At 61.8% G+C, this 17,386-nt stretch carries 17 protein-coding genes and 1 pseudogene; 7 read left to right on the plus strand and 11 right to left on the minus strand.

Annotation, left to right across the window (positions count from 1 at the left end; translation table 11 throughout):
- Positions 1 to 2: 2 nt before the first annotated feature.
- From NA647_RS04910 to lptM, 4 genes are read right to left on the minus strand one after another with little or no spacing between them, the layout of a single operon-like run.
- Positions 3 to 698 (minus strand): DUF484 family protein, encoded by a 696-nt coding sequence (locus NA647_RS04910; RefSeq protein ID WP_256056664.1) that lies wholly within the window; start codon positions 696 to 698, stop codon positions 3 to 5.
- On the minus strand, positions 695 to 1,525 hold the full coding sequence (gene dapF, locus NA647_RS04915; RefSeq protein WP_256056665.1) for a diaminopimelate epimerase: 831 nt from the start codon (positions 1,523 to 1,525) through the stop codon (positions 695 to 697). Before dapF ends, NA647_RS04910 begins: the two co-directional genes overlap by 4 nt.
- A 10-nt stretch (positions 1,526 to 1,535) precedes the next feature.
- Positions 1,536 to 2,783 carry a diaminopimelate decarboxylase gene (gene lysA / locus NA647_RS04920; protein ID WP_256056666.1) on the minus strand — a complete coding sequence of 416 codons (1,248 nt, stop codon included), beginning with the start codon at positions 2,781 to 2,783 and terminating at the stop codon, positions 1,536 to 1,538.
- A 12-nt stretch (positions 2,784 to 2,795) separates the two neighbouring features.
- Entirely contained in the window at positions 2,796 to 2,936 is a 141-nt protein-coding gene (lptM, locus tag NA647_RS04925) for an LPS translocon maturation chaperone LptM (RefSeq protein ID WP_256056667.1), read from the minus strand.
- Positions 2,937 to 3,125: 189 nt separating this feature from the next.
- Between lptM and cyaY the strand changes: the two genes are divergently transcribed.
- Positions 3,126 to 3,458 carry an iron donor protein CyaY gene (cyaY, locus tag NA647_RS04930; protein WP_131651746.1) on the plus strand — a complete coding sequence of 111 codons (333 nt, stop codon included), beginning with the start codon at positions 3,126 to 3,128 and terminating at the stop codon, positions 3,456 to 3,458.
- Between the two features lie 163 nt (positions 3,459 to 3,621).
- Positions 3,622 to 4,029, plus strand: a complete 408-nt coding sequence (gene rnk / locus NA647_RS04935; RefSeq protein ID WP_256056668.1) for a nucleoside diphosphate kinase regulator — start codon at positions 3,622 to 3,624, stop codon at positions 4,027 to 4,029.
- A gap of 22 nt (positions 4,030 to 4,051) precedes the next feature.
- Here the strand turns inward: rnk and NA647_RS04940 are convergent, their stop codons facing one another.
- The 3 genes and pseudogenes from NA647_RS04940 to NA647_RS04950 form a co-directional block, all read right to left on the minus strand.
- Positions 4,052 to 6,877 (minus strand): class I adenylate cyclase, encoded by a 2,826-nt coding sequence (locus NA647_RS04940; protein WP_256056669.1) that lies wholly within the window; start codon positions 6,875 to 6,877, stop codon positions 4,052 to 4,054.
- 177 nt (positions 6,878 to 7,054) lie between these two features.
- On the minus strand, positions 7,055 to 7,300 hold the full coding sequence (locus NA647_RS04945; protein WP_256056670.1) for a TIGR02647 family protein: 246 nt from the start codon (positions 7,298 to 7,300) through the stop codon (positions 7,055 to 7,057).
- A gap of 78 nt (positions 7,301 to 7,378) precedes the next feature.
- Positions 7,379 to 7,639 (minus strand): annotated as a pseudogene (locus NA647_RS04950) (hypothetical protein); the annotation flags it as partial.
- A gap of 150 nt (positions 7,640 to 7,789) precedes the next feature.
- Here NA647_RS04950 and NA647_RS04955 point away from each other — a divergent pair.
- Positions 7,790 to 8,752 (plus strand): magnesium transporter CorA family protein, encoded by a 963-nt coding sequence (locus tag NA647_RS04955; protein ID WP_256056671.1) that lies wholly within the window; start codon positions 7,790 to 7,792, stop codon positions 8,750 to 8,752.
- On the opposite strand, the gene NA647_RS04960 is transcribed toward NA647_RS04955, so the two are convergent.
- The 4 genes from NA647_RS04960 to NA647_RS04975 all read right to left on the minus strand — a co-directional run bounded on the left by NA647_RS04960 (position 8,753) and on the right by NA647_RS04975 (position 13,430).
- Positions 8,753 to 9,280 (minus strand): hypothetical protein, encoded by a 528-nt coding sequence (locus NA647_RS04960; protein WP_256047756.1) that lies wholly within the window; start codon positions 9,278 to 9,280, stop codon positions 8,753 to 8,755. It abuts the gene before it with no gap.
- Between the two features lie 82 nt (positions 9,281 to 9,362).
- Complete coding sequence (locus tag NA647_RS04965) at positions 9,363 to 9,845, minus strand: GNAT family N-acetyltransferase (protein WP_256056672.1); 483 nt, start codon at positions 9,843 to 9,845, stop codon at positions 9,363 to 9,365.
- A gap of 107 nt (positions 9,846 to 9,952) precedes the next feature.
- The gene (gene argH, locus NA647_RS04970; RefSeq protein ID WP_256056673.1) at positions 9,953 to 11,347 is read right to left on the minus strand and encodes an argininosuccinate lyase; all 1,395 of its coding nucleotides are present in this window, start codon (positions 11,345 to 11,347) and stop codon (positions 9,953 to 9,955) included.
- A gap of 151 nt (positions 11,348 to 11,498) precedes the next feature.
- Positions 11,499 to 13,430 (minus strand): methyl-accepting chemotaxis protein, encoded by a 1,932-nt coding sequence (locus NA647_RS04975; RefSeq protein ID WP_256056674.1) that lies wholly within the window; start codon positions 13,428 to 13,430, stop codon positions 11,499 to 11,501.
- Between the two features lie 258 nt (positions 13,431 to 13,688).
- Here NA647_RS04975 and NA647_RS04980 point away from each other — a divergent pair, with 258 nt between their 5' ends.
- From NA647_RS04980 to NA647_RS04995, 4 genes are all read left to right on the plus strand, one after another.
- Positions 13,689 to 14,771 carry a sensor histidine kinase gene (locus NA647_RS04980; protein WP_256056675.1) on the plus strand — a complete coding sequence of 361 codons (1,083 nt, stop codon included), beginning with the start codon at positions 13,689 to 13,691 and terminating at the stop codon, positions 14,769 to 14,771.
- Complete coding sequence (locus NA647_RS04985; protein ID WP_256056676.1) at positions 14,768 to 15,514, plus strand: LytR/AlgR family response regulator transcription factor; 747 nt, start codon at positions 14,768 to 14,770, stop codon at positions 15,512 to 15,514. The genes NA647_RS04980 and NA647_RS04985 overlap by 4 nt, the downstream gene beginning before the upstream one ends.
- Before the next feature lie 153 nt (positions 15,515 to 15,667).
- The gene (gene hemC / locus NA647_RS04990; protein ID WP_256056677.1) at positions 15,668 to 16,606 is read left to right on the plus strand and encodes a hydroxymethylbilane synthase; all 939 of its coding nucleotides are present in this window, start codon (positions 15,668 to 15,670) and stop codon (positions 16,604 to 16,606) included.
- Positions 16,603 to 17,373, plus strand: a complete 771-nt coding sequence (locus NA647_RS04995; RefSeq protein WP_256056678.1) for a uroporphyrinogen-III synthase — start codon at positions 16,603 to 16,605, stop codon at positions 17,371 to 17,373. The genes hemC and NA647_RS04995 overlap by 4 nt, the downstream gene beginning before the upstream one ends.
- Positions 17,374 to 17,386 lie beyond the last annotated feature (13 nt).

Here is a 17,386-nt window from a genome sequence, read left to right on the forward strand (position 1 = left end):
TTTTAGCGTACCGATCGCAGCGGCGCAGAGTAATGCGGCAGTACTCGAGTCAGCACCTCGGCGATGTAACTGAGGAAAAGCGTGCCCAGCGAACTCTTGTAGTGCTGCGGGTCCTTGCTCCCGATCGCCAGAATGCCTTGCTGCTGGTTGAGTGTGACGACCGCCGCCGAGCCGATCTCGCTGCTTTCCTCTTCGCCGAACAGAAACACCAGCTCATGCGGGCGCAGTACGCCGCAAATGGTCTTGCCGCCGCCGAGCAAACCGCCGATGGCTTGTTGTGCTTCGGCGCTCGTCACGCTGCGACCGACTGGTAAGGGCGCTTCGCTGAACAGGATCAGGCTGACATAGGGCACCTGGAATTCGTGCCGAAGGCTTTCGTCCACTGCGCCGATGACCTCTTCCAGGCTGTTGGCGTCCAGCAGGTCGAGCACTAGTCGGCGGGTCTTGTCGAACAATCTGTCGTTGTCGCGGGCCACGTCCATCAGCTGCGAGAGACGATGGCGCATCTCGATGTTGCGTTCGCGCAGCAGCTTCACCTGCCGCTCGACCAGCGACACCGCGCCACCCGGCAGATGCGGAATGCGCAGCTCGGGGATCAATTCATCATGGTCGACGAAAAATTCTGGATGAGCACTCAGATAAGCCGCGACGGCTTCGGCGTCTGGCAGTTGCGGCTTATCCTGGTTTTGCTCGGTCATAGGCGAACCTGTCCTTCGAAAACGCGAACGGCGGGGCCGGTCATCATAACGGGCTGACCTGGGCCTGCCCATTCGATAGACAGACGGCCACCTGGCAGGTCGATCTGCACCGGAGAATCCATCCAGCCCTGCCCAATCGCAGCGACTGCGGCGGCACAGGCGCCAGTGCCGCAGGCCTGGGTCTCACCCGCGCCGCGTTCCCATACGCGCAGTTTGGCGTGCTGGCGATCGATAACTTGCATAAAGCCGGCGTTGACCCGCTGTGGAAAGCGCGGGTGATGCTCGATTTTTGGCCCGAGCTCATGCACCGGCGCGCTGTCGATGTCGTCCACACGCAGCACGGAATGCGGATTGCCCATGGACACCGCGGCGATTTGAAGCTGCTGTCCATCGACGTCCAGCGGATAGCTCAGCGCTTCACCGTCGGCCTGGAACGGAATGTCGGCCGGGACCAGCCGTGGCGGGCCCATGTCGACGCTAATCTGCCCGTCGGGACGGATATCCAGTTCGATAGTCCCGCCCTTGGTCTCGACGCGAATCCGGCGCTTCGTGGTCAAGCGCTTGTCCAGCACGAAACGGGCGAAGCAGCGCGCACCGTTGCCGCACTGCTCCACTTCGGAACCGTCTGAATTGAAGATGCGATAGCGGAAATCCACATCGGGATTGTGCGGCGGCTCGACTAGCAGCAGCTGATCGAAACCGATGCCGGTATGCCGATCGCCCCATTGCTTGGCGTGCTTGGGCTGGATATGCGCGTGCTGGCTGATCAGGTCGATGACCATGAAGTCGTTGCCCAGGCCGTGCATCTTGGTAAAACGCAAAAGCATCGTCGTGGCCTCAGGCAGGCAGCAGGCTTTCGCCGGCGTAGAGCTCCTGCACGCTTTCGCGGCGGCGCACTTCGTAGGCTTGGTCGCCGTCCACCAGCACCTCGGCGGCGCGGCCACGGGTGTTGTAGTTGGAACTCATGACGAAACCGTAGGCGCCGGCCGAACGAACAGCCAACAGATCACCCTCGGCCAAGGTCAGCGGGCGTTCCTTGGCGAGAAAATCGCCGGTTTCGCAGATCGGGCCGACAATATCGTAGTGGCGGGGCTGACCTTCGCGCGGCTGCACCGCCACCACGTCCATCCAGGCCTGATACAACGCCGGGCGGATCAGGTCGTTCATCGCCGCGTCGACGATGGCGAAATCCTTGTGCTCGGTGTGCTTGAGGTATTCCACGCGGGTCAGCAGCAGACCGGCGTTGGCGACGATGGAGCGGCCCGGCTCGAACACCAGTGCCAGGTCGCGCCCCTCGATACGCTGGCGCACAGCCTTAATGTAATCACCAGCCAGCGGCGGTTGCTCGTCACGGTAGCGAACACCGAGGCCGCCACCCAGATCCAGGTGGCGAATACGGATGCCGGCTACCGCGAGGCGATCGATCAGCGCCAGCAGGCGGTCCAGTGCGTCAAGGAAGGGCGGCAGGCTGGTGAGCTGGGAGCCGATGTGGCAATCGACACCGACGACGTCCAGGTTGCTGAGCTCGTGAGCCCGCGCATAGACCGCTTCGGCATCGGCGATGGCAATGCCGAATTTGTTTTCCTTGAGACCGGTGGAGATGTACGGGTGGGTGCCGGCGTCCACATCGGGATTGACCCGCAGCGATACCGGTGCCGTCACACCGAGTTCGGCTGCGACCAGTTGCAAGCGTTCGAGCTCTTCGGTGGACTCGACGTTGAAGCAGTGCACGCCGACTTCCAGCGCGCGGCGCATGTCGTCGCGGGTCTTGCCGACGCCGGAGAAGACGATGCGCTCAGGCTGCCCGCCAGCGGCCAGCACGCGCTCCAGTTCACCGCGCGAAACGATATCGAAGCCAGCGCCGAGCCGGGCCAATACGTTCAGCACGCCAAGGTTCGAGTTCGCCTTGACCGCGAAGCAGACCAGATGCGGCATGCCGCTCAGCGCATCGGCATAGGCGTGGTACTGAGCCTCGATATGGGCGCGCGAGTAGACATAGGTGGGGGTGCCGAAGCGTTGCGCGAGAGCGGGCAGCGCCACGCCCTCCGCGAAGAGTTGACCGTCGCGGTACGAGAAGGCCTCCATGGTGATGCCTCCTTACAGTTCGAATCGGTCTTTGGAGCGCTCTTTGACGGTTGCGTCGTCGTCCGGTAGATACAGCGGGCCTTTCTGGCCGCAACCGTTGAGCGCGGAGGCGAGAACCGCGAGTGCGATGAATGGAAGCAACAGACGCTTCATGGGGGTGCAATCCTAGAAAAATCGATGGGCCGGAGTATACCCAGCACCCACCGGATTGCCTATGTGGGCCGCGCTCGGCGGTAAGCGTCGCTGCTAGCCGCTCGCTAGACGCGGTGGTCGCCTGCTAAGCTCGCCGGCATCGTTGGTGGCCGCTATGCCACCGTACAACCCGTACCGAGGAAACGATTCATGAGTTTGAGCGAAGCCCGCTTTCACGATCTCGTCGACGCCGCGCAGGAAGAAATCGAGGATGTTTTCGATCACAGCGGCATGGATGTCGATCTGGAAAATTCCGGTGGCGTTCTCACCGTACGTTTCGAGAACGGCACGCAACTCATCTTCAGCCGTCAGCCGCCGTTGCGTCAGCTATGGGTGGCCGCGCGCTCAGGTGGTTTTCACTTCGATTATGACGAAGCCGCCTCGCTGTGGATCTGTGACGCCAACGACGAACGCCTCGGTGAACTGTTGACGCGGGTCACGCAGGAGCAGGGTGGCGAGGCACTGGAATTCGAAGAGCTTTGAGGCATCACGCTGAACGAATCGGGTCGCCGCGATGAGCCTCGATCTGGGCTCTTGCTTATTTAATCGGCTGTGTTAGGGTCGACTTCCGGTTAAAAAAACCCCGCCTTCGGGCGGGGTTTTGCTTTTTTACCCCTTTACTTTTTACAGGAGTTTACCCGGCACCATGTCCAGCGCACCGCCTATCATCATCACCCAAACCGATCTGCAGCGGCTCGAGCGGCTGCTCAACAGCCTGTCTGACTACGGTCCGGCCGCCGAAGCGCTCGATGAGGAGTTGTCGCGTGCGCAGGTGGTCGAGCGTAGCGAGTTGCCCGCTGGCGTAGTGTCGATGAACTCTCGTGTTCATTGCCGCGAAGAGGGCAGTGGCAAGGATTACCACCTGACGTTGGTTTTCCCGCAGGACGCTGGCAAGGAAGGCACCGTTTCGGTGTTGGCACCAGTAGGCACCGCCTTGTTGGGCTTGAGCGTCGGGCAGCATATCGATTGGCCGACGCCCGGCGGCAAGCTCCTCAAGCTCACTCTGCTGGCTGTCGAGTACCAGCCGGAAGCCGCCGGTGACGTGAGTCTATAAAGCGCTTCGCGCCACGCGCCGGTCAGACCGAGATCAGTGCTTGATTGATTGCCGCCTCAAGCTGCGCCTTGTAGCGCAGGTGCTGCACGGTCTGGGTTCGCCCTTCGCCGTGCAGGCCAGATAGATCCAGATCAGTGATGTAGCAAGGATAACGCTCGGCGGCGCTACGCTGCCCGAGAATATAGCGGGCCACCGCGGCGAACAGTTCGGCACCGTATTCCAGGCTGGAAAACTCCTGATGATTGCAATACAGCGTGACCTGCGAGCGGCCCCGCTCGTTGGGCTCGATGATTGCCTGGATGTCGTGGAGAGGATCGCTAGCTTCCTCGCGGGGCGCTGCCCTGCGTTCGATGGCTAACGGAGTGGCCGGCGAGGGCTGCTGCAGCCGGTAGATCAGAATGTCCATGGCCGCTAGATGGCTCTCCTCGAACGGTAGCAGCGTTGTGCGGCGGTAGCTTATCGATTTCAGGAAGCGCAGCAGCGGGGTCAGCAGGCTCTGTTCGTCTCGGTACGCGACCTGTTGGCGCCATAAAGCATTGAACTCGTCTAATACCGTCAGCTCCGCCGTCGCACCCTGGACGCGATAGAACACCTGCAAACACTGCGCTCTGGCCTGGGCCAGGATAAGCGGCAGATCCTGGCCCTCCAGCGCCTGCCGATCCACCCGCACCGGGCGGTCCCGATGGTGTGCTTCGCCGAGGTGTTCGATCAGGGTGCGTAGATCGTTCAGTTTGGTATGGCGGACATTGCCAGCGGTCAGGTCGAGCATGTGAAAATGTTGACGGATCTGCAGCAGGTAGCGATTGTCGCTCGCTTCGTCGAGGGCGGTCTGAGCGTCGCGGAACAGCGCCTCCATCCGCCGCGCAATGGCCAGCCCGGAATGGCTGCCAACGCAGCGCACCTGCAAGCTGGGGCGGGCGCCGTTCGCGGGTAGGGCGTCGAGATAGTCGCGCAAGCAATCGGGCAGAGCTGAAGCGCCCTCATAGCGATTGGCGATCAGCTCGTTCCAGCTGTTCAGGCTGAGTTGGTCGATGCTCAGGACCAGATTCTCGCGCGCCCCACCATAGCCGAGCGGATCGTTGCGCTCGTCGGGAGAGTGTTCGCTGCGGAACGGGTCGAGTCCGATATTCACCAGCAGCAGGACCTGGGTCGGCACGGCCGTTGTCAGCAAGGCCTGCTCGGCCACCGTGGGCAGCGGCATGGGAAACGCCTGGCGCAGGTTGGTCAGCAGCGAGAACAGCTCCGCCTCGATCAACCCGCTGTCGCCCGGGTGCAGCGCGACGTGGGTAGCGGTGTCGACGATGCCGTTGCGATGACACCAGCCGAGCAGCGGTATCAGATCTCGCGAACGCTTCAGGGGCGAGAAATTCTCTACTTCCCGAACGCTCAGACAGCCTTCATAGAGCGCCCAGGAAATATCGCCGGCAGCGTCATAGCCTTGCGCCAGCGTCAGGCTGTGCTCGGCCATGTCCGGCGAGATGCCCATGTTGATCGCCTCGATCTTTCCCGCCTTACGTTCGATGGCGGCGTGCAGCCGCCGGCCCAGCACGGCGAAATCACGCCCGTTGATGCTGCTGCTGATCTGCAGACGCTTGGCGAATTCACTCAGAAAGCGATAGCCGTAGGTCAATTCGTTGAACAGGGCACGTCGCTCCTGATCGACCTGCCGCGTCTTCCACTGGGCGCGGCGATCGAGCAGGGCGAACTGACGCTCGTCCCAACCCCAGTCATGCGTGAGGCGTTCGAGCAGGCGGCGCTTCCAGCTCCGGGTGCGGTTGATCGGCGGACGGCTCAATGGCTGATTGATCTTTAGATACAAGCAGCGCCGCAACAGGGCCAGGCGCTCCATGTCGCCGCGGCCCGCGAGATAAGCTTCGACCCGGCGGTAGGCGACGATATAGGGGTCCAGATCGTCCAGCTCCAGGCGGTTGGCATAGACCGCCTGTTTGAAGTCCAGGCTCAGGCAGCGCAGCTGCGGATAGTCGCTGGCATAGGCCTCCACCAGCAGCAACTTGAACAGCGACTTGTACGGCGACTCGATGGCCTTGTACAGCTGCCACAAGCCGGCGCCCAGATACTCGCCTGGCGGAATGCTGGCGAGACTGCCAAGGTCCAGCACCTCGTCGCTGCGTACGAAACGTTTTGCCAGGAGGGTGTGCACGTACTCGGCGTACCGATGTTCTTCATAGTCCGGCACCAGCCACCAGAGCGGTGTGCGACCGCCAAGCCAGATCGCGGTGCGGTAGAACTCGTCCAGCAGCAGATAGTGCTGGGTAGTGCCGCAATCATCGGAGGTCAGCTTCGCCTCGCGTGCGCCCTGCGTGAAGCGCACCGGGTCGACCAGGAAGAAATGCGCCTCGCTGCCCTGGGTCGCCGCCCAGCCCCGCAGCTGATCGCACTTTCGCTGTAGCTCGTCGCGCTGGTGCTCAGAAAGATTCGGGTCGTGACAGACCCAGACATCCAGATCGCTCTGTTCGTCCTGCGCGACCGTGCCCAGGCTGCCCATGAGAAACAGACCCAGGATCGGCTGCGGCGGCTGGCCGCGCAATGGCTTGTAGGAAAACGAGCGGCTTAGGCGCTGCGCTTCCGCCAGCGTCTCGGCATCCGGCTCGAACCCGGACAGCCCAGCCGGCGTGAGCGCCGATACGTAGCCCGGCAGGATGGGATGGTTGACGTGAAACAGCAGTGGCAACAGCTTGATGACCGCCTGCTGGCGCGACGACATGCCCAGGCGGGTGCGCTCCAGGCGACCGGCATTCACCGTCAGGAAACGCGTGCGCAGCGCACTGAGTACCTTGCGGTCGATACCCTCTTCGAGAACGGGGCGGATTTCCAGGTGGCGGGTCATTCAAGCAGTTCGTGCGGGAGGTCGAAGATTGTCGGACCTGATTATCGAGGCGCTAGGCGCGGGAAGGTAACACGGGCTTGCGGGGGCAAGAACCATAGCGACCGTTGCTTGAAGGTAGAGCGACCGTTGGCCGCGAACCTTAAGGCGTGGCGTTTGCGCCACGCCTTAAGGTCATCGTTACGTCGGGGCGGTTTGCGAAAGGATGGTCAGCAGCCCTTGCACATGCCCGGCTGCATCGCGGCCGAGGCTAGTCAGGTAGCCACCGTCAGGCTGGGTCGTCAGGCCTTTGGCGTGCAGGCGTTCGGCTGCGGTGACGGCTGCACTTCCGGCGTCGTGGTGCACTTTCAGGCCTTCGAGCGTGTTATCGAGATTGAACAGGCGAAGGATTTCCAGCTCGGCTATCACATCGGACGTGAAGGACATGTTTGCTCCTTGAGTAGTGAACATCGGCCTCGTTCTGCGAAGTGTAGATGCTGTGCGCAAGCTTGCCGCCCTCGGCTGTTAATCCGGTAGATCGGGCAGATTACGCAGCTGCGTTTCGTACCTGACGGCGTCGAACGGGCGGTCTTGCTCGAGCATTTGCCGAATCTCGTCGGCAAGCACCAGTGCCATCATCTTCAGTATCTCCTCGCGTTCGTAGCCGACTAGGGTCAGCTTGTTCAGCGTGGCCTGAGTGGCAGGTGGATCGCCGGCTTCCAGCTGATTTTCGATCGCCTGGATCAGTGTTTCCTCGGCGAATGTTTCGTCGTCGTCGGCAGTGTCGGTCATGGAGCAACTCTCGTTAGGGAACATCTTGATAGCGTGTTTCGGCGTGTCCCGGCAAGCTGCGCGTCTGCAGCAGATGCCGCCTGAACGCTTCGCCTGGGTCGGTCTCTATTCCTACTATGGACTTTTGAGGAACGCGACCAAGTCATGATCATTTTCCACTGTCTTGAAAACGGCGCGCTGGTGCGGCGTGCTGCCCAGCATCTGCAGGCGCTCCCTGACAATGTGCTATGGATCGACCTGCTTTCCCCTGACCAGCAGGAGGAACGCTTCGTCGAGTCGGCGCTGGGCCTGGATATTCCAACCCGCGAAGAGCTGGCGGAAATTGAGGATTCTTCGCGTTTTTACGATGAGGAAGGCGCCATCTTCATGACGACCACAGTGGTAATGGGGATTGCCGACCGCCGTCCGGAGAACGCCGAAGTCACCTTCGTCCTGACCCAGCGTTGCCTGGTAACCGTGCGTTATGCCGAACTCAGTGCGTTTCGCCAGTTCGAAACCAAAAGTGCACGGCAGCCATCGGTGTATGGCACCAGTCACCAAATTTTTCTTGGCTTGGCCGATGCCATCGTCGACCGTATCGCCGACGTGCTGGAAAACGTTCAGGTTGCGCTCCAGGCCCTGTCGCGTTGCGTCTTCGATAAACGTAAGGAGCAGCGCACGGACCTGCAGCAGATCATTCAGCAGCTTGGTCAGCACCGCTCGCTGCTGTCGCGGCTGGGCGAGAGCCTGTTCAGCTCGACTCGCCTGATCGCTTTCTACCGCCTGCACGCCGGCGAGACCAAGCAGGGAGCCAAAGGAGTTTTGAAGGCGCTGGAGCGGGACGTGCGCTCGCTGGGTGAGCATCAGGCGCGACTATTGGGCGACATCGCTTTTTTGCTCGATGCCACGCTCGGCCTGATCAATATCGAGCAGAGCAGCATCATCAAGGTGTTCTCCATCGCCGCCGTGCTATTCCTGCCACCGACGCTGGTCGGCACGGTCTATGGCATGAACTTCGAACATATGCCTGAGCTCGGCTGGCTGCTTGGCTACCCGATGGCCCTGGTGATGATGGTGGTATCGGCGATCATTCCCTACGCCTGGTTCAAATTCCGCGATTGGCTCTGATCAGCCGAAGAAATACAGCACCACGCAAAAAGCACCGAAAAGTGCCCAGACCGAGGCAAAGATCAGCGGCGTGCGGAGGGAAAACAACAGCGTTCGCTTGTAGCGATGACCCCCAACGGGGCTGTTGCCTTCACCGAACAATGCCGACTCCTGGTTCGGCAGCAGGCCCGCATGGCCCTCTAGCTGAAGCAGTTCGGCCTGTTTCTGGTGCCAGCGTTCTATGACATCGAAGCTGGATTTGATCCCAGGCATCGCGTGGAAAGATGTCAGCAGGCCCAGTCCCGCCAGGATTGCGGGCACGACCAGGCGGAACAGACTGCCCCATTCAGGATTGGTATTGGCCATTGACGAGGCAAAAGCGATCATCAAGAAAGACTGCGCTGACAGATAGGAGCTGGTTCGCTCGGCCAGTAACGTCGACTCGAAGTGGATTTCAGAGCGGTAGAACTGCAGGCGCTCTTTGGGCGTATCGAAGACTTCTGCGCCTTGCGTGTCCTGATTTAGCAGCAGTGTTCGGAGGTCGGTCATAGGCTTACCGGTTCTGGCGACAGGAAATAAACCTGTCGGGTGAGAGGTTACCGGTAGGCCAATACAGCGCGCGCAGGTTCCGTCAGTTGCTGTTTGCGAGCGCCAACAGCGCATCGCCGCTCAGGCGATAAGTCGTCCACTCTTCCTGCGGCCTGGCACCCAGCGATTCGTAAAAGCGAATTGCCGGTTCGTTCCAATCCAGTACAGCCCATTCGAAACGGCCACAATTTTTTGCTACTGCGAGTTTCGCCAGATGCTGAAGCAGCGCCTTGCCAGCGCCGGTGCCGCGCGCTGCGGGGCTGACATACAAGTCTTCGAGGTACAACCCGTTACGGCCAAGCCAGGTGGAATAATTGAAAAAAAACACCGCATAGCCTATCGGCTCACCGGCGCGTTCGCAAATCAATGCTTGGGCTGTGGAGTTCGTCGAGAAGAGGCTGGACTCAATGCCTGCCACATCCGTCTTCACCTCGTGTTCGGCTTTCTCGTAAATCGCAAGCTCGGTGATGAAGCGCAGGATCAGCGTGGCGTCATTGCGAGTGGCGGGGCGGATGTTCAGAGGCATGTGGAATTCCTGTCTTCCTGATCTGAGTAGGAGCGAGCTTGCTCGCGAAAAGGCCCAGCGGACAGCCCGTTCGCGAGCACGCTCGCTCCTACGAAAACAGCATGTGCTTAGCGCGAGGCGAGCAGGTCCCGCCCGCGCTGCACCGCTGCTCTCACCTGATTCGGTGCGGTGCCGCCGATATGGTCGCGTGCATTGACCGAGCCCTCGAGGGTCAGCACGGCGAAGACGTCGTCATCGATCTGATCGCTGAAGCGACGGAGCTCGTCCAGGCTCATTTCGGCCAGATCCTTGCCGGACTCGACGCCGTACTTCACCGCATGGCCGACGATCTCGTGGCAGTCGCGGAACGGCAGGCCGCGGCGCACCAGATAGTCGGCAAGATCCGTGGCGGTGGAGAAGCCGCGCAGCGCCGCCTCGCGCATGATCTCGCGCTTCGGTTTGATCGCCGGGACCATGTCGGCGAAGGCGCGGAGCGAGTCGCGCAGGGTGTCGGCGGCGTCGAACAGCGGTTCCTTGTCTTCCTGATTGTCCTTGTTGTAGGCCAGCGGCTGGCCCTTCATCAGAACCAGCAGGCCGGCAAGGGCGCCGAATACGCGGCCGGTCTTGCCGCGTACCAACTCGGGCACGTCGGGGTTCTTCTTCTGCGGCATGATCGAGGAGCCGGTGCAGAAGCGGTCGGGCAGGTCGATGAACTGGAATTGCGCGCTGGTCCAGAGCACCAGCTCTTCGGAGAAACGCGACAGGTGCATCATGGCCACCGAGGCGGCGGCACAGAATTCGATAGCGAAGTCACGGTCCGAGACGCCGTCCAGAGAATTGCCGGAGATCGCTTCGAAGCCCAGCAGCTGGCAGGTGATCTCCCGCTGGATCGGGTAAGTGGTGCCGGCCAGCGCCGCCGAGCCCAGCGGCATGCGGTTGGTGCGCTTGCGGCAGTCGACCAGGCGCTCGTAGTCGCGCGAGAGCATTTCGAACCAGGCCAGCAAATGATGGCCGAAGGTCACTGGTTGCGCGGTCTGCAAATGAGTGAAGCCTGGCATGATGGTGTCCGCTTCGGCTTCCGCCAGACCCAGCAGGCCGTGCTGAAGGCGGGTGATTTCGGCGAGGATGGTGTCGATCTCGTCGCGGAGCCACAGGCGGATGTCGGTAGCGACCTGGTCGTTGCGCGAGCGACCGGTATGCAGCTTCTTGCCGGTAACGCCGATGCGGTCGGTCAGACGCGCCTCGATGTTCATGTGCACGTCTTCCAGGTCGACGCGCCAGTCGAAAGTGCCGGCTTCGATCTCGGCCTGGATGTCTTTCAGGTTGGCGATGATCTGGTCACGCTCATTGGCGCTCAGCACGCCGGCTTTTTCCAGCATGGTCGCGTGGGCAATGGAGCCCATGATGTCGTGGCGATAGAGGCGCTTGTCGAACTCGACGGAGGCGGTGAATCGGGCGACGAAGGCGTCGACGGGCTCGCTGAAGCGGCCGCCCCAGGACTGGTTGGTCTTGTCGGTGCTCATGAAATGCGCTCGCTGAAATCGGATGCTGGAAAAAACGCGGATGATAACAGGGTTGGCCGGCGCCTCATCGCGTGCGCCGCTCACGCCACGACAACCGCTGCGGGAAGGGGCACCCGAAGCTCCTTCAGGTGATTGCCCCGTCTGGTGCGAATCAGGCTCTGAATTGACCCAGGCTGGCTTCGAGCCGCTGCGCCAGATTACCCAACGTTCGGCCACTGGCCGCAGTGGCAGTGACGGCTTCGGCGGATCGCTCGGCTTCGGTCATGATCACCTGCACGCGCTCGCGCACATCCGCCGCGGTGTCGGCTTGTCGTTCGGCACCCTGGGTCGCCTTTTCCATGGCGTCATGCACCTGTGCCACGGCGCGCTGCAGTGCCTGTTGCAATTGACGGCTGGTGGTAAGCGAGGCCAGGCCGCTGTCGGCCTGCTTGCCAGTCTTGCTGATTGCCGAGACGGCGTCGTGGGCGCCTCGTTGCAAGCTTTCGATATGCGCGCGGATATCTCCGGTGGATTGCTGGGTCTTGCTGGCGAGCGCGCGTACTTCGTCGGCGACGACGGCAAAGCCACGCCCGCTCTCGCCAGCGCGGGCCGCTTCGATGGCGGCGTTCAGCGCGAGCAGGTTGGTCTGCTCGGCAATGCCCTGAATAACCGTCAGTACAATTTCGATTTGCTCGCTCTGTTTGGCCAGTTTCTCGATCACATCGGTGCTGCCCCGTACGCCTTCACCGAGCGCTTCGATGGTTTTGCCGACTTGATCCGAAATCGCCTCGTTGTCGAGCGCCGCCTTGCGGATCGAGGCGACCTGCTCCATGGCTTCCTGCATCGCCTGGCTTTCTTGCTGGGCGCGGCTGGTCATTTCCGCAAGCGCTTCCAGGCTGCCGGCGACCTCGTCGCGCTGGCGTCCGGCCGCTGCCGCCGCGGCATTGCTGCGGCTACCCAATGCGTCGATTTCAGTGCCGGTCTGAACGGCGATAGCGCGAGCTTCCTGGACAATCGGCTGGAGCTTGGCCAGGAACAGGTTGACCGCGTCGGCCATATCACCCACTTCGTCCGCGCTGTGAATCTCCACGCGCTGGGTGAGATCGCCGTGGCCGTCCGACAGCCCTCGTAGCGCCGCCACCAGTAAGCTGAGGCGACGCAATACCTGACGGCCCAGCACCAGCGTGATGGCGATCAGCAGTAGCGCGCCGGTCACCGCCAGGCCGAGGCTGATTTTCCACAGCAGCGTGGTCGCCGAGCGTTCCACGGTCTTCTGGCTGTTCACGTCAATGGTTTCTGCCACGTTGGCGGCGGCAGCCAGGCGCGCCGCCAGCACCTTGGTGCTCTCGGTTGCGGTGGCGGCGAGGCCTGTTTCGACCATGCTCGAGGTTTCCGCGATCAGCGTCTGGAAGCGATTGTCGAAAGCGGCGAGCTCGGTGTTAACGGCCGAAGTGGACAATCCAAGCATGACCTGGCCGATTTCAGCGCCCTTGGGGTTGATGGAGGTCTTGGCGAGATACAGCGACGGATCGTTCTCGGCTGCGGAGAGAATCTTTTCGAAGGCGGTTCGGCCAGTGCCTTTGTCCAGCAGCGTCTTGACCCTCGGGTCGTTGCGATTCAGATGACGGGTGAGCTGTTTGCCAGCCGCGTCGAAATAGACGACGAAAACGACGGCTGGGTTTTGGTGGGCCATCCTGACGAATTCAGTCAGAGCGGGTGTGTCGTTGTCCCAGATGGCCGAGGGCGCAACGCCGGCCAGCAGGATGGCCAAATCGTCACCCGATTGCTTGAGGTGGCGCTCCAGGACGTTCTGCAGCTGCATCTGTTCATCGGTGAGCCGTTGCGTTAGTCCCTGCGCTAGATCGTCTTTCATACGCTCAGACAGCTTGAGCAATCCGCTGCGCACTTCAACGTCTGCGGACTGAAGTTCGCCCAGCAGCTGCGCTGCGTCCTCGCTCAGGTTCTTGCGTATCTCCTGCTCGAGTGCCCCGATGGTGCCGTGTGTCAATGCAAGGGCGACCACGACCTGAACCACGACGGCGGCAAACAGCGTAAGGAAAACCGGCCGCAGCAAGCGGCTACGCAACGAGGAGAACAGCAACATGGCTCAGGCCTCCTGCCGCATCGGGCAGTCAGTGTGATTAAGCGTTTTGATATTGTTGTGCCACGATTCCGTTATCGGCACCTTAGCCCAACTTTTTAATTTTTGCCGACGACCGTTTTCTCGATGTCACGCACGTTACGAAGGCGTGTCACGCACCTGTTCGTAGTGCGTCGCATAAACTATGCCGCCGTAGGTGCGGTGGCGCCGGCTGCGTTCCCGCTCTGCTCATTGCATCCCGACCGCGCGGAAAATCGATCCATGCAGATAAAAAGGCCTGACCGGCCACGCTCCGCCGACCCGGTCGACGATTTCTTCGTGCCAGAACTGTGCCAGCCGGAAGCGCTGCTCGGTCTGGTTCTGCTCGCTGAACTGCTGGTGCTGGTGTTCGTCCTCGCCGAGCCGATGCAGCCTGGCTTCAATTGGATGCGTCTGGCGCTGACCTCGTTGTTCGTGCAATGGGTGATGCTGCTTTCGGCCGGCTTGACCTGCCAGCTCCGGCCATTGCTGGCACGACTGTCGCCTTGGGCGGCAGGGCTCGCCTGTTGCGTGATGGTGGTCGGGCTGACGCTGGCCTGCACCGCCGTGGCGGATATCTACCAGCTAGGCGGACCGCTGACGCGCGCCGGCGAGGTCAATCTGTACCTGCGGCATGCCCTGATCAGCCTGATCATGTCGGGGCTGCTGCTGCGCTATTTCTATCTGCAAAGCCAGTGGCGGCGGCAGGAGCAGGCCGAGCTCAAGGCGCGCATCGAGTCGCTGCAGGCGCGCATCCGTCCGCATTTTCTGTTCAACAGCCTGAACAGTATTGCCAGCCTGGTGGCGACCGATCCGGGCAAGGCCGAGCAGGCTGTGCTGGATTTGTCCGACCTGTTCCGCGCCAGTCTGGCGCGTCCCGGCACGCTGGTGCCATGGCGTGACGAACTGGAACTGTCGCGCCGCTACCTATCGATCGAACACTACAGGCTTGGCGATAGGCTGCAGGTCGAGTGGCAGGTGGACGGTGTCCCGGATGACGTGCTCATCCCGCAGCTAACGCTGCAGCCGCTGCTGGAAAATGCGCTGATCCATGGCATCCAGCCCCGCATCGACGGCGGTATGGTCAGCGTGACGGCAAATTATGTTGACGGCATGTTTCATTTGGAAGTCAGTAACCCGTTCGATGACAGCGCTCAAACGCAGCCATCACGGGGCACGCAGCAGGCTCTGCACAATATAGACGCACGACTAACGGCACTTTTCGGTCCCGCAGCGAGTCTCAGCGTGAAGCGGTATAACGCCCGTTACTACACCTGTCTACGCTATCCATGTGCGACACAAAAGCAGGAAGCCAGATCCATATGAATGTTCTGATTGTCGATGACGAACCTCTAGCCCGCGAGCGCCTCAGCCGACTGGTAGGTGATCTTGACGGTTATCGTGTACTGGAACCTTCCGCCGCCAATGGCGAGGAAGCGTTGTCCCTGATTGAGGAGCTGCGTCCTGATGTCGTGTTACTGGATATCCGTATGCCAGGCCTCGATGGACTTCAGGTCGCAGCCAAACTGTGCGAGCGCGATGCGCCCCCTGCCGTGATTTTCTGCACGGCCCATGATGAATTTGCGTTGGATGCGTTCCAGGTCAGCGCGGTCGGCTACCTGGTCAAACCCGTGCGCCCTGAGCATCTTGCCGAGGCGCTGAAAAAGGCCGAGCGACCAAACCGGGTCCAGCTCGCCGCACTTACACGACCCGCTGCGATCTCCGGCGCCGGGCCGCGCAGCCACATCAGCGCCCGTACTCGAAAGGGTATCGAGCTGATTCCGCTGCCTCGGGTAATTTACTTCATCGCCGACCACAAGTACGTCACCCTGCGCCACGAAGGCGGCGAGGTGTTGCTGGACGAACCGCTCAAGGCACTGGAAGACGAATTCGGCGACCGCTTCGTGCGTATCCATCGCAACGCGCTGGTATACCGCGACCGCATCGAGCGTCTGCAGCGCACCCCGCTTGGCCATTTTCAGTTGTTTCTCAAGGGCCTCGAAGGCGAACCACTGACGGTCAGCCGGCGGCATGTTGCGGGGGTTCGCAAGTTGATGAGCACGCTGTAAGCGCGAGTTGCAAGCATGCCTGGCGGGTTCCACGTACTTGCCTCTAGTTGAGGCTTGCAGCTCCAAGTCTTGCCGCTTCTTGACCCCAGCCAACCCAGCGACTGCGCTGGCCCTGTTATCATCCGCGGCTATTCACTGGTTCTGGATTAGCCCATGTCTCGCGAAATTCGCATCGCCACCCGCAAGAGTGCTCTGGCCTTGTGGCAGGCCGAATACGTCAAGGCGCGCCTTGAAGCCGCTCATCCCGAGGTGTCCGTCAGCCTCGTTCCGATGGTCAGCCGCGGTGACAAACTGCTCGACGCGCCGCTGGCGAAAATTGGCGGCAAGGGCTTGTTCGTCAAGGAACTTGAAACGGCGTTGATGGAGAACGAGGCGGATATCGCCGTGCACTCCATGAAGGACGTGCCGATGGAATTTCCTGAGGGGCTCGGTCTGTACTGCATCTGCGAGCGCGAAGATCCGCGTGATGCATTCGTCTCCAATCACTACGAGAATTTTGACGCGTTGCCGTCCGGAGCGATCGTCGGAACCTCCAGCCTGCGACGGCAGGCGCAACTGCTGGCGCGGCGCCCGGATCTGAAAATCCAGTTCTTGCGCGGCAACGTCAATACCCGTCTGGCCAAGCTCGATGCCGGCGAGTACGACGCCATTATCCTTGCCGCCGCCGGGCTCATCCGCCTCGGCTTCGGTGAGCGTATCCGTTCCAGCATCAGTGTCGAAGACAGCCTGCCGGCCGGCGGCCAGGGGGCGGTCGGCATCGAGTGCCGGACCGGCGACACTGAGCTGCACCAGCTGCTGCAATGCATGAACGACCCGCAGACGGCGGTCAGGGTCAGCGCCGAACGCGCCTTGAATCGTCATCTGAACGGTGGCTGTCAGGTGCCGATCGCCTGCTATGCGGTACTCGAAGACGATCAGCTGTGGTTGCGCGGCCTGGTTGGGCAGCCGGACGGTACGCTGCTGCTGCGCGCCGAAGACCGCGCGCCCGCTGCGGATGCGGAAGCTCTGGGCGTACGGGTCGCCGAGGCGCTACTGGGGCAGGGCGCGGAGAAGATCCTGCAAGACGTTTACGGTGAGGCCGGCAAGGCGTGACCGGTTGGCGTCTGCTGCTGACCCGTCCCGCTGAAGAGTGCGTCGCCCTGGCGGCTGCGCTGTCCGAGCTGGATATTCACAGTTCCAGCGTGCCGCTGCTCGCCATCGAGCCGCTGGTAGAAACAGCCGAGCAGCGCGCGACGATGCTCGAACTGGACCGTTATTGCGCTGTGGTGGTGGTGAGCAAACCGGCCGCGCGGCTGAGTCTGGAACTGCTCGAGCGTTACCGGCCAAAACCGCCGCTCGGCCAGGTCTGGTTCAGCGTCGGCGCCGCCACAGGGGCCATCCTGGAAGGTTTCGGCCTGGATGTCGGCTGGCCCAGTGCGGGCGACGACAGCGAAGCATTGCTGGCGCTGCCACGCCTGAACGAGGCGCTCAATGTGGCAGACCCCAGGGTGCTGATATTGCGCGGCGAAGGCGGTCGTGAGCATATTGCTGAAACGCTTCGCCGCCGAGGCGTGCAGGTTGATCGCCTGGAGTTGTACCGGCGTTATCTGCCCGACTACCCGCCTGGCACGCTGATCGAAACCATTCGTTCGGAACGGCTGAATGCCGTGGTGGTCAGCAGTGGGCAGGGTTTGCTGTCACTGCACGAGCTGGCGGGCGCCGACTGGCCTGCGCTGCGTGAACTACCCTTGTTCGTACCGAGCCCCCGTGTGGCCGAGATGGCTGCGACGCTGGGCACAAAAACAATAGTGGACTGCCGCGGTGCCGGAACCGCGGCTTTGCTGGCGGCGCTACGGGAAACTCCCCAGCCCGCCTCCTGATGCAAAGGATGGA

Source organism: Stutzerimonas stutzeri (genome assembly GCF_024448985.1).
Classification (GTDB): domain Bacteria; phylum Pseudomonadota; class Gammaproteobacteria; order Pseudomonadales; family Pseudomonadaceae; genus Stutzerimonas; species Stutzerimonas stutzeri_AP.

Excerpts from the sequence above, each read along its gene's own strand:
- NA647_RS04980 (WP_256056675.1), top strand. The coding sequence starts at position 13,689 with ATGCAGATAAAAAGGCCTGACCGGCCACGCTCCGCCGACCCGGTCGAC.
- NA647_RS04965 (WP_256056672.1), bottom strand. The coding sequence starts at position 9,845 with ATGCCTCTGAACATCCGCCCCGCCACTCGCAATGACGCCACGCTGATC.
- cyaY (WP_131651746.1), top strand. The coding sequence starts at position 3,126 with ATGAGTTTGAGCGAAGCCCGCTTTCACGATCTCGTCGACGCCGCGCAG.
- dapF (WP_256056665.1), bottom strand. The coding sequence starts at position 1,525 with ATGCTTTTGCGTTTTACCAAGATGCACGGCCTGGGCAACGACTTCATG.
- NA647_RS04910 (WP_256056664.1), bottom strand. The coding sequence starts at position 698 with ATGACCGAGCAAAACCAGGATAAGCCGCAACTGCCAGACGCCGAAGCC.
- rnk (WP_256056668.1), top strand. The coding sequence starts at position 3,622 with ATGTCCAGCGCACCGCCTATCATCATCACCCAAACCGATCTGCAGCGG.
- NA647_RS04940 (WP_256056669.1), bottom strand. The coding sequence starts at position 6,877 with ATGACCCGCCACCTGGAAATCCGCCCCGTTCTCGAAGAGGGTATCGAC.
- NA647_RS04955 (WP_256056671.1), top strand. The coding sequence starts at position 7,790 with ATGATCATTTTCCACTGTCTTGAAAACGGCGCGCTGGTGCGGCGTGCT.
- lptM (WP_256056667.1), bottom strand. The coding sequence starts at position 2,936 with ATGAAGCGTCTGTTGCTTCCATTCATCGCACTCGCGGTTCTCGCCTCC.
- NA647_RS04960 (WP_256047756.1), bottom strand. The coding sequence starts at position 9,280 with ATGACCGACCTCCGAACACTGCTGCTAAATCAGGACACGCAAGGCGCA.
- NA647_RS04945 (WP_256056670.1), bottom strand. The coding sequence starts at position 7,300 with ATGTCCTTCACGTCCGATGTGATAGCCGAGCTGGAAATCCTTCGCCTG.
- lysA (WP_256056666.1), bottom strand. The coding sequence starts at position 2,783 with ATGGAGGCCTTCTCGTACCGCGACGGTCAACTCTTCGCGGAGGGCGTG.
- NA647_RS04985 (WP_256056676.1), top strand. The coding sequence starts at position 14,768 with ATGAATGTTCTGATTGTCGATGACGAACCTCTAGCCCGCGAGCGCCTC.
- argH (WP_256056673.1), bottom strand. The coding sequence starts at position 11,347 with ATGAGCACCGACAAGACCAACCAGTCCTGGGGCGGCCGCTTCAGCGAG.
- hemC (WP_256056677.1), top strand. The coding sequence starts at position 15,668 with ATGTCTCGCGAAATTCGCATCGCCACCCGCAAGAGTGCTCTGGCCTTG.
- NA647_RS04975 (WP_256056674.1), bottom strand. The coding sequence starts at position 13,430 with ATGTTGCTGTTCTCCTCGTTGCGTAGCCGCTTGCTGCGGCCGGTTTTC.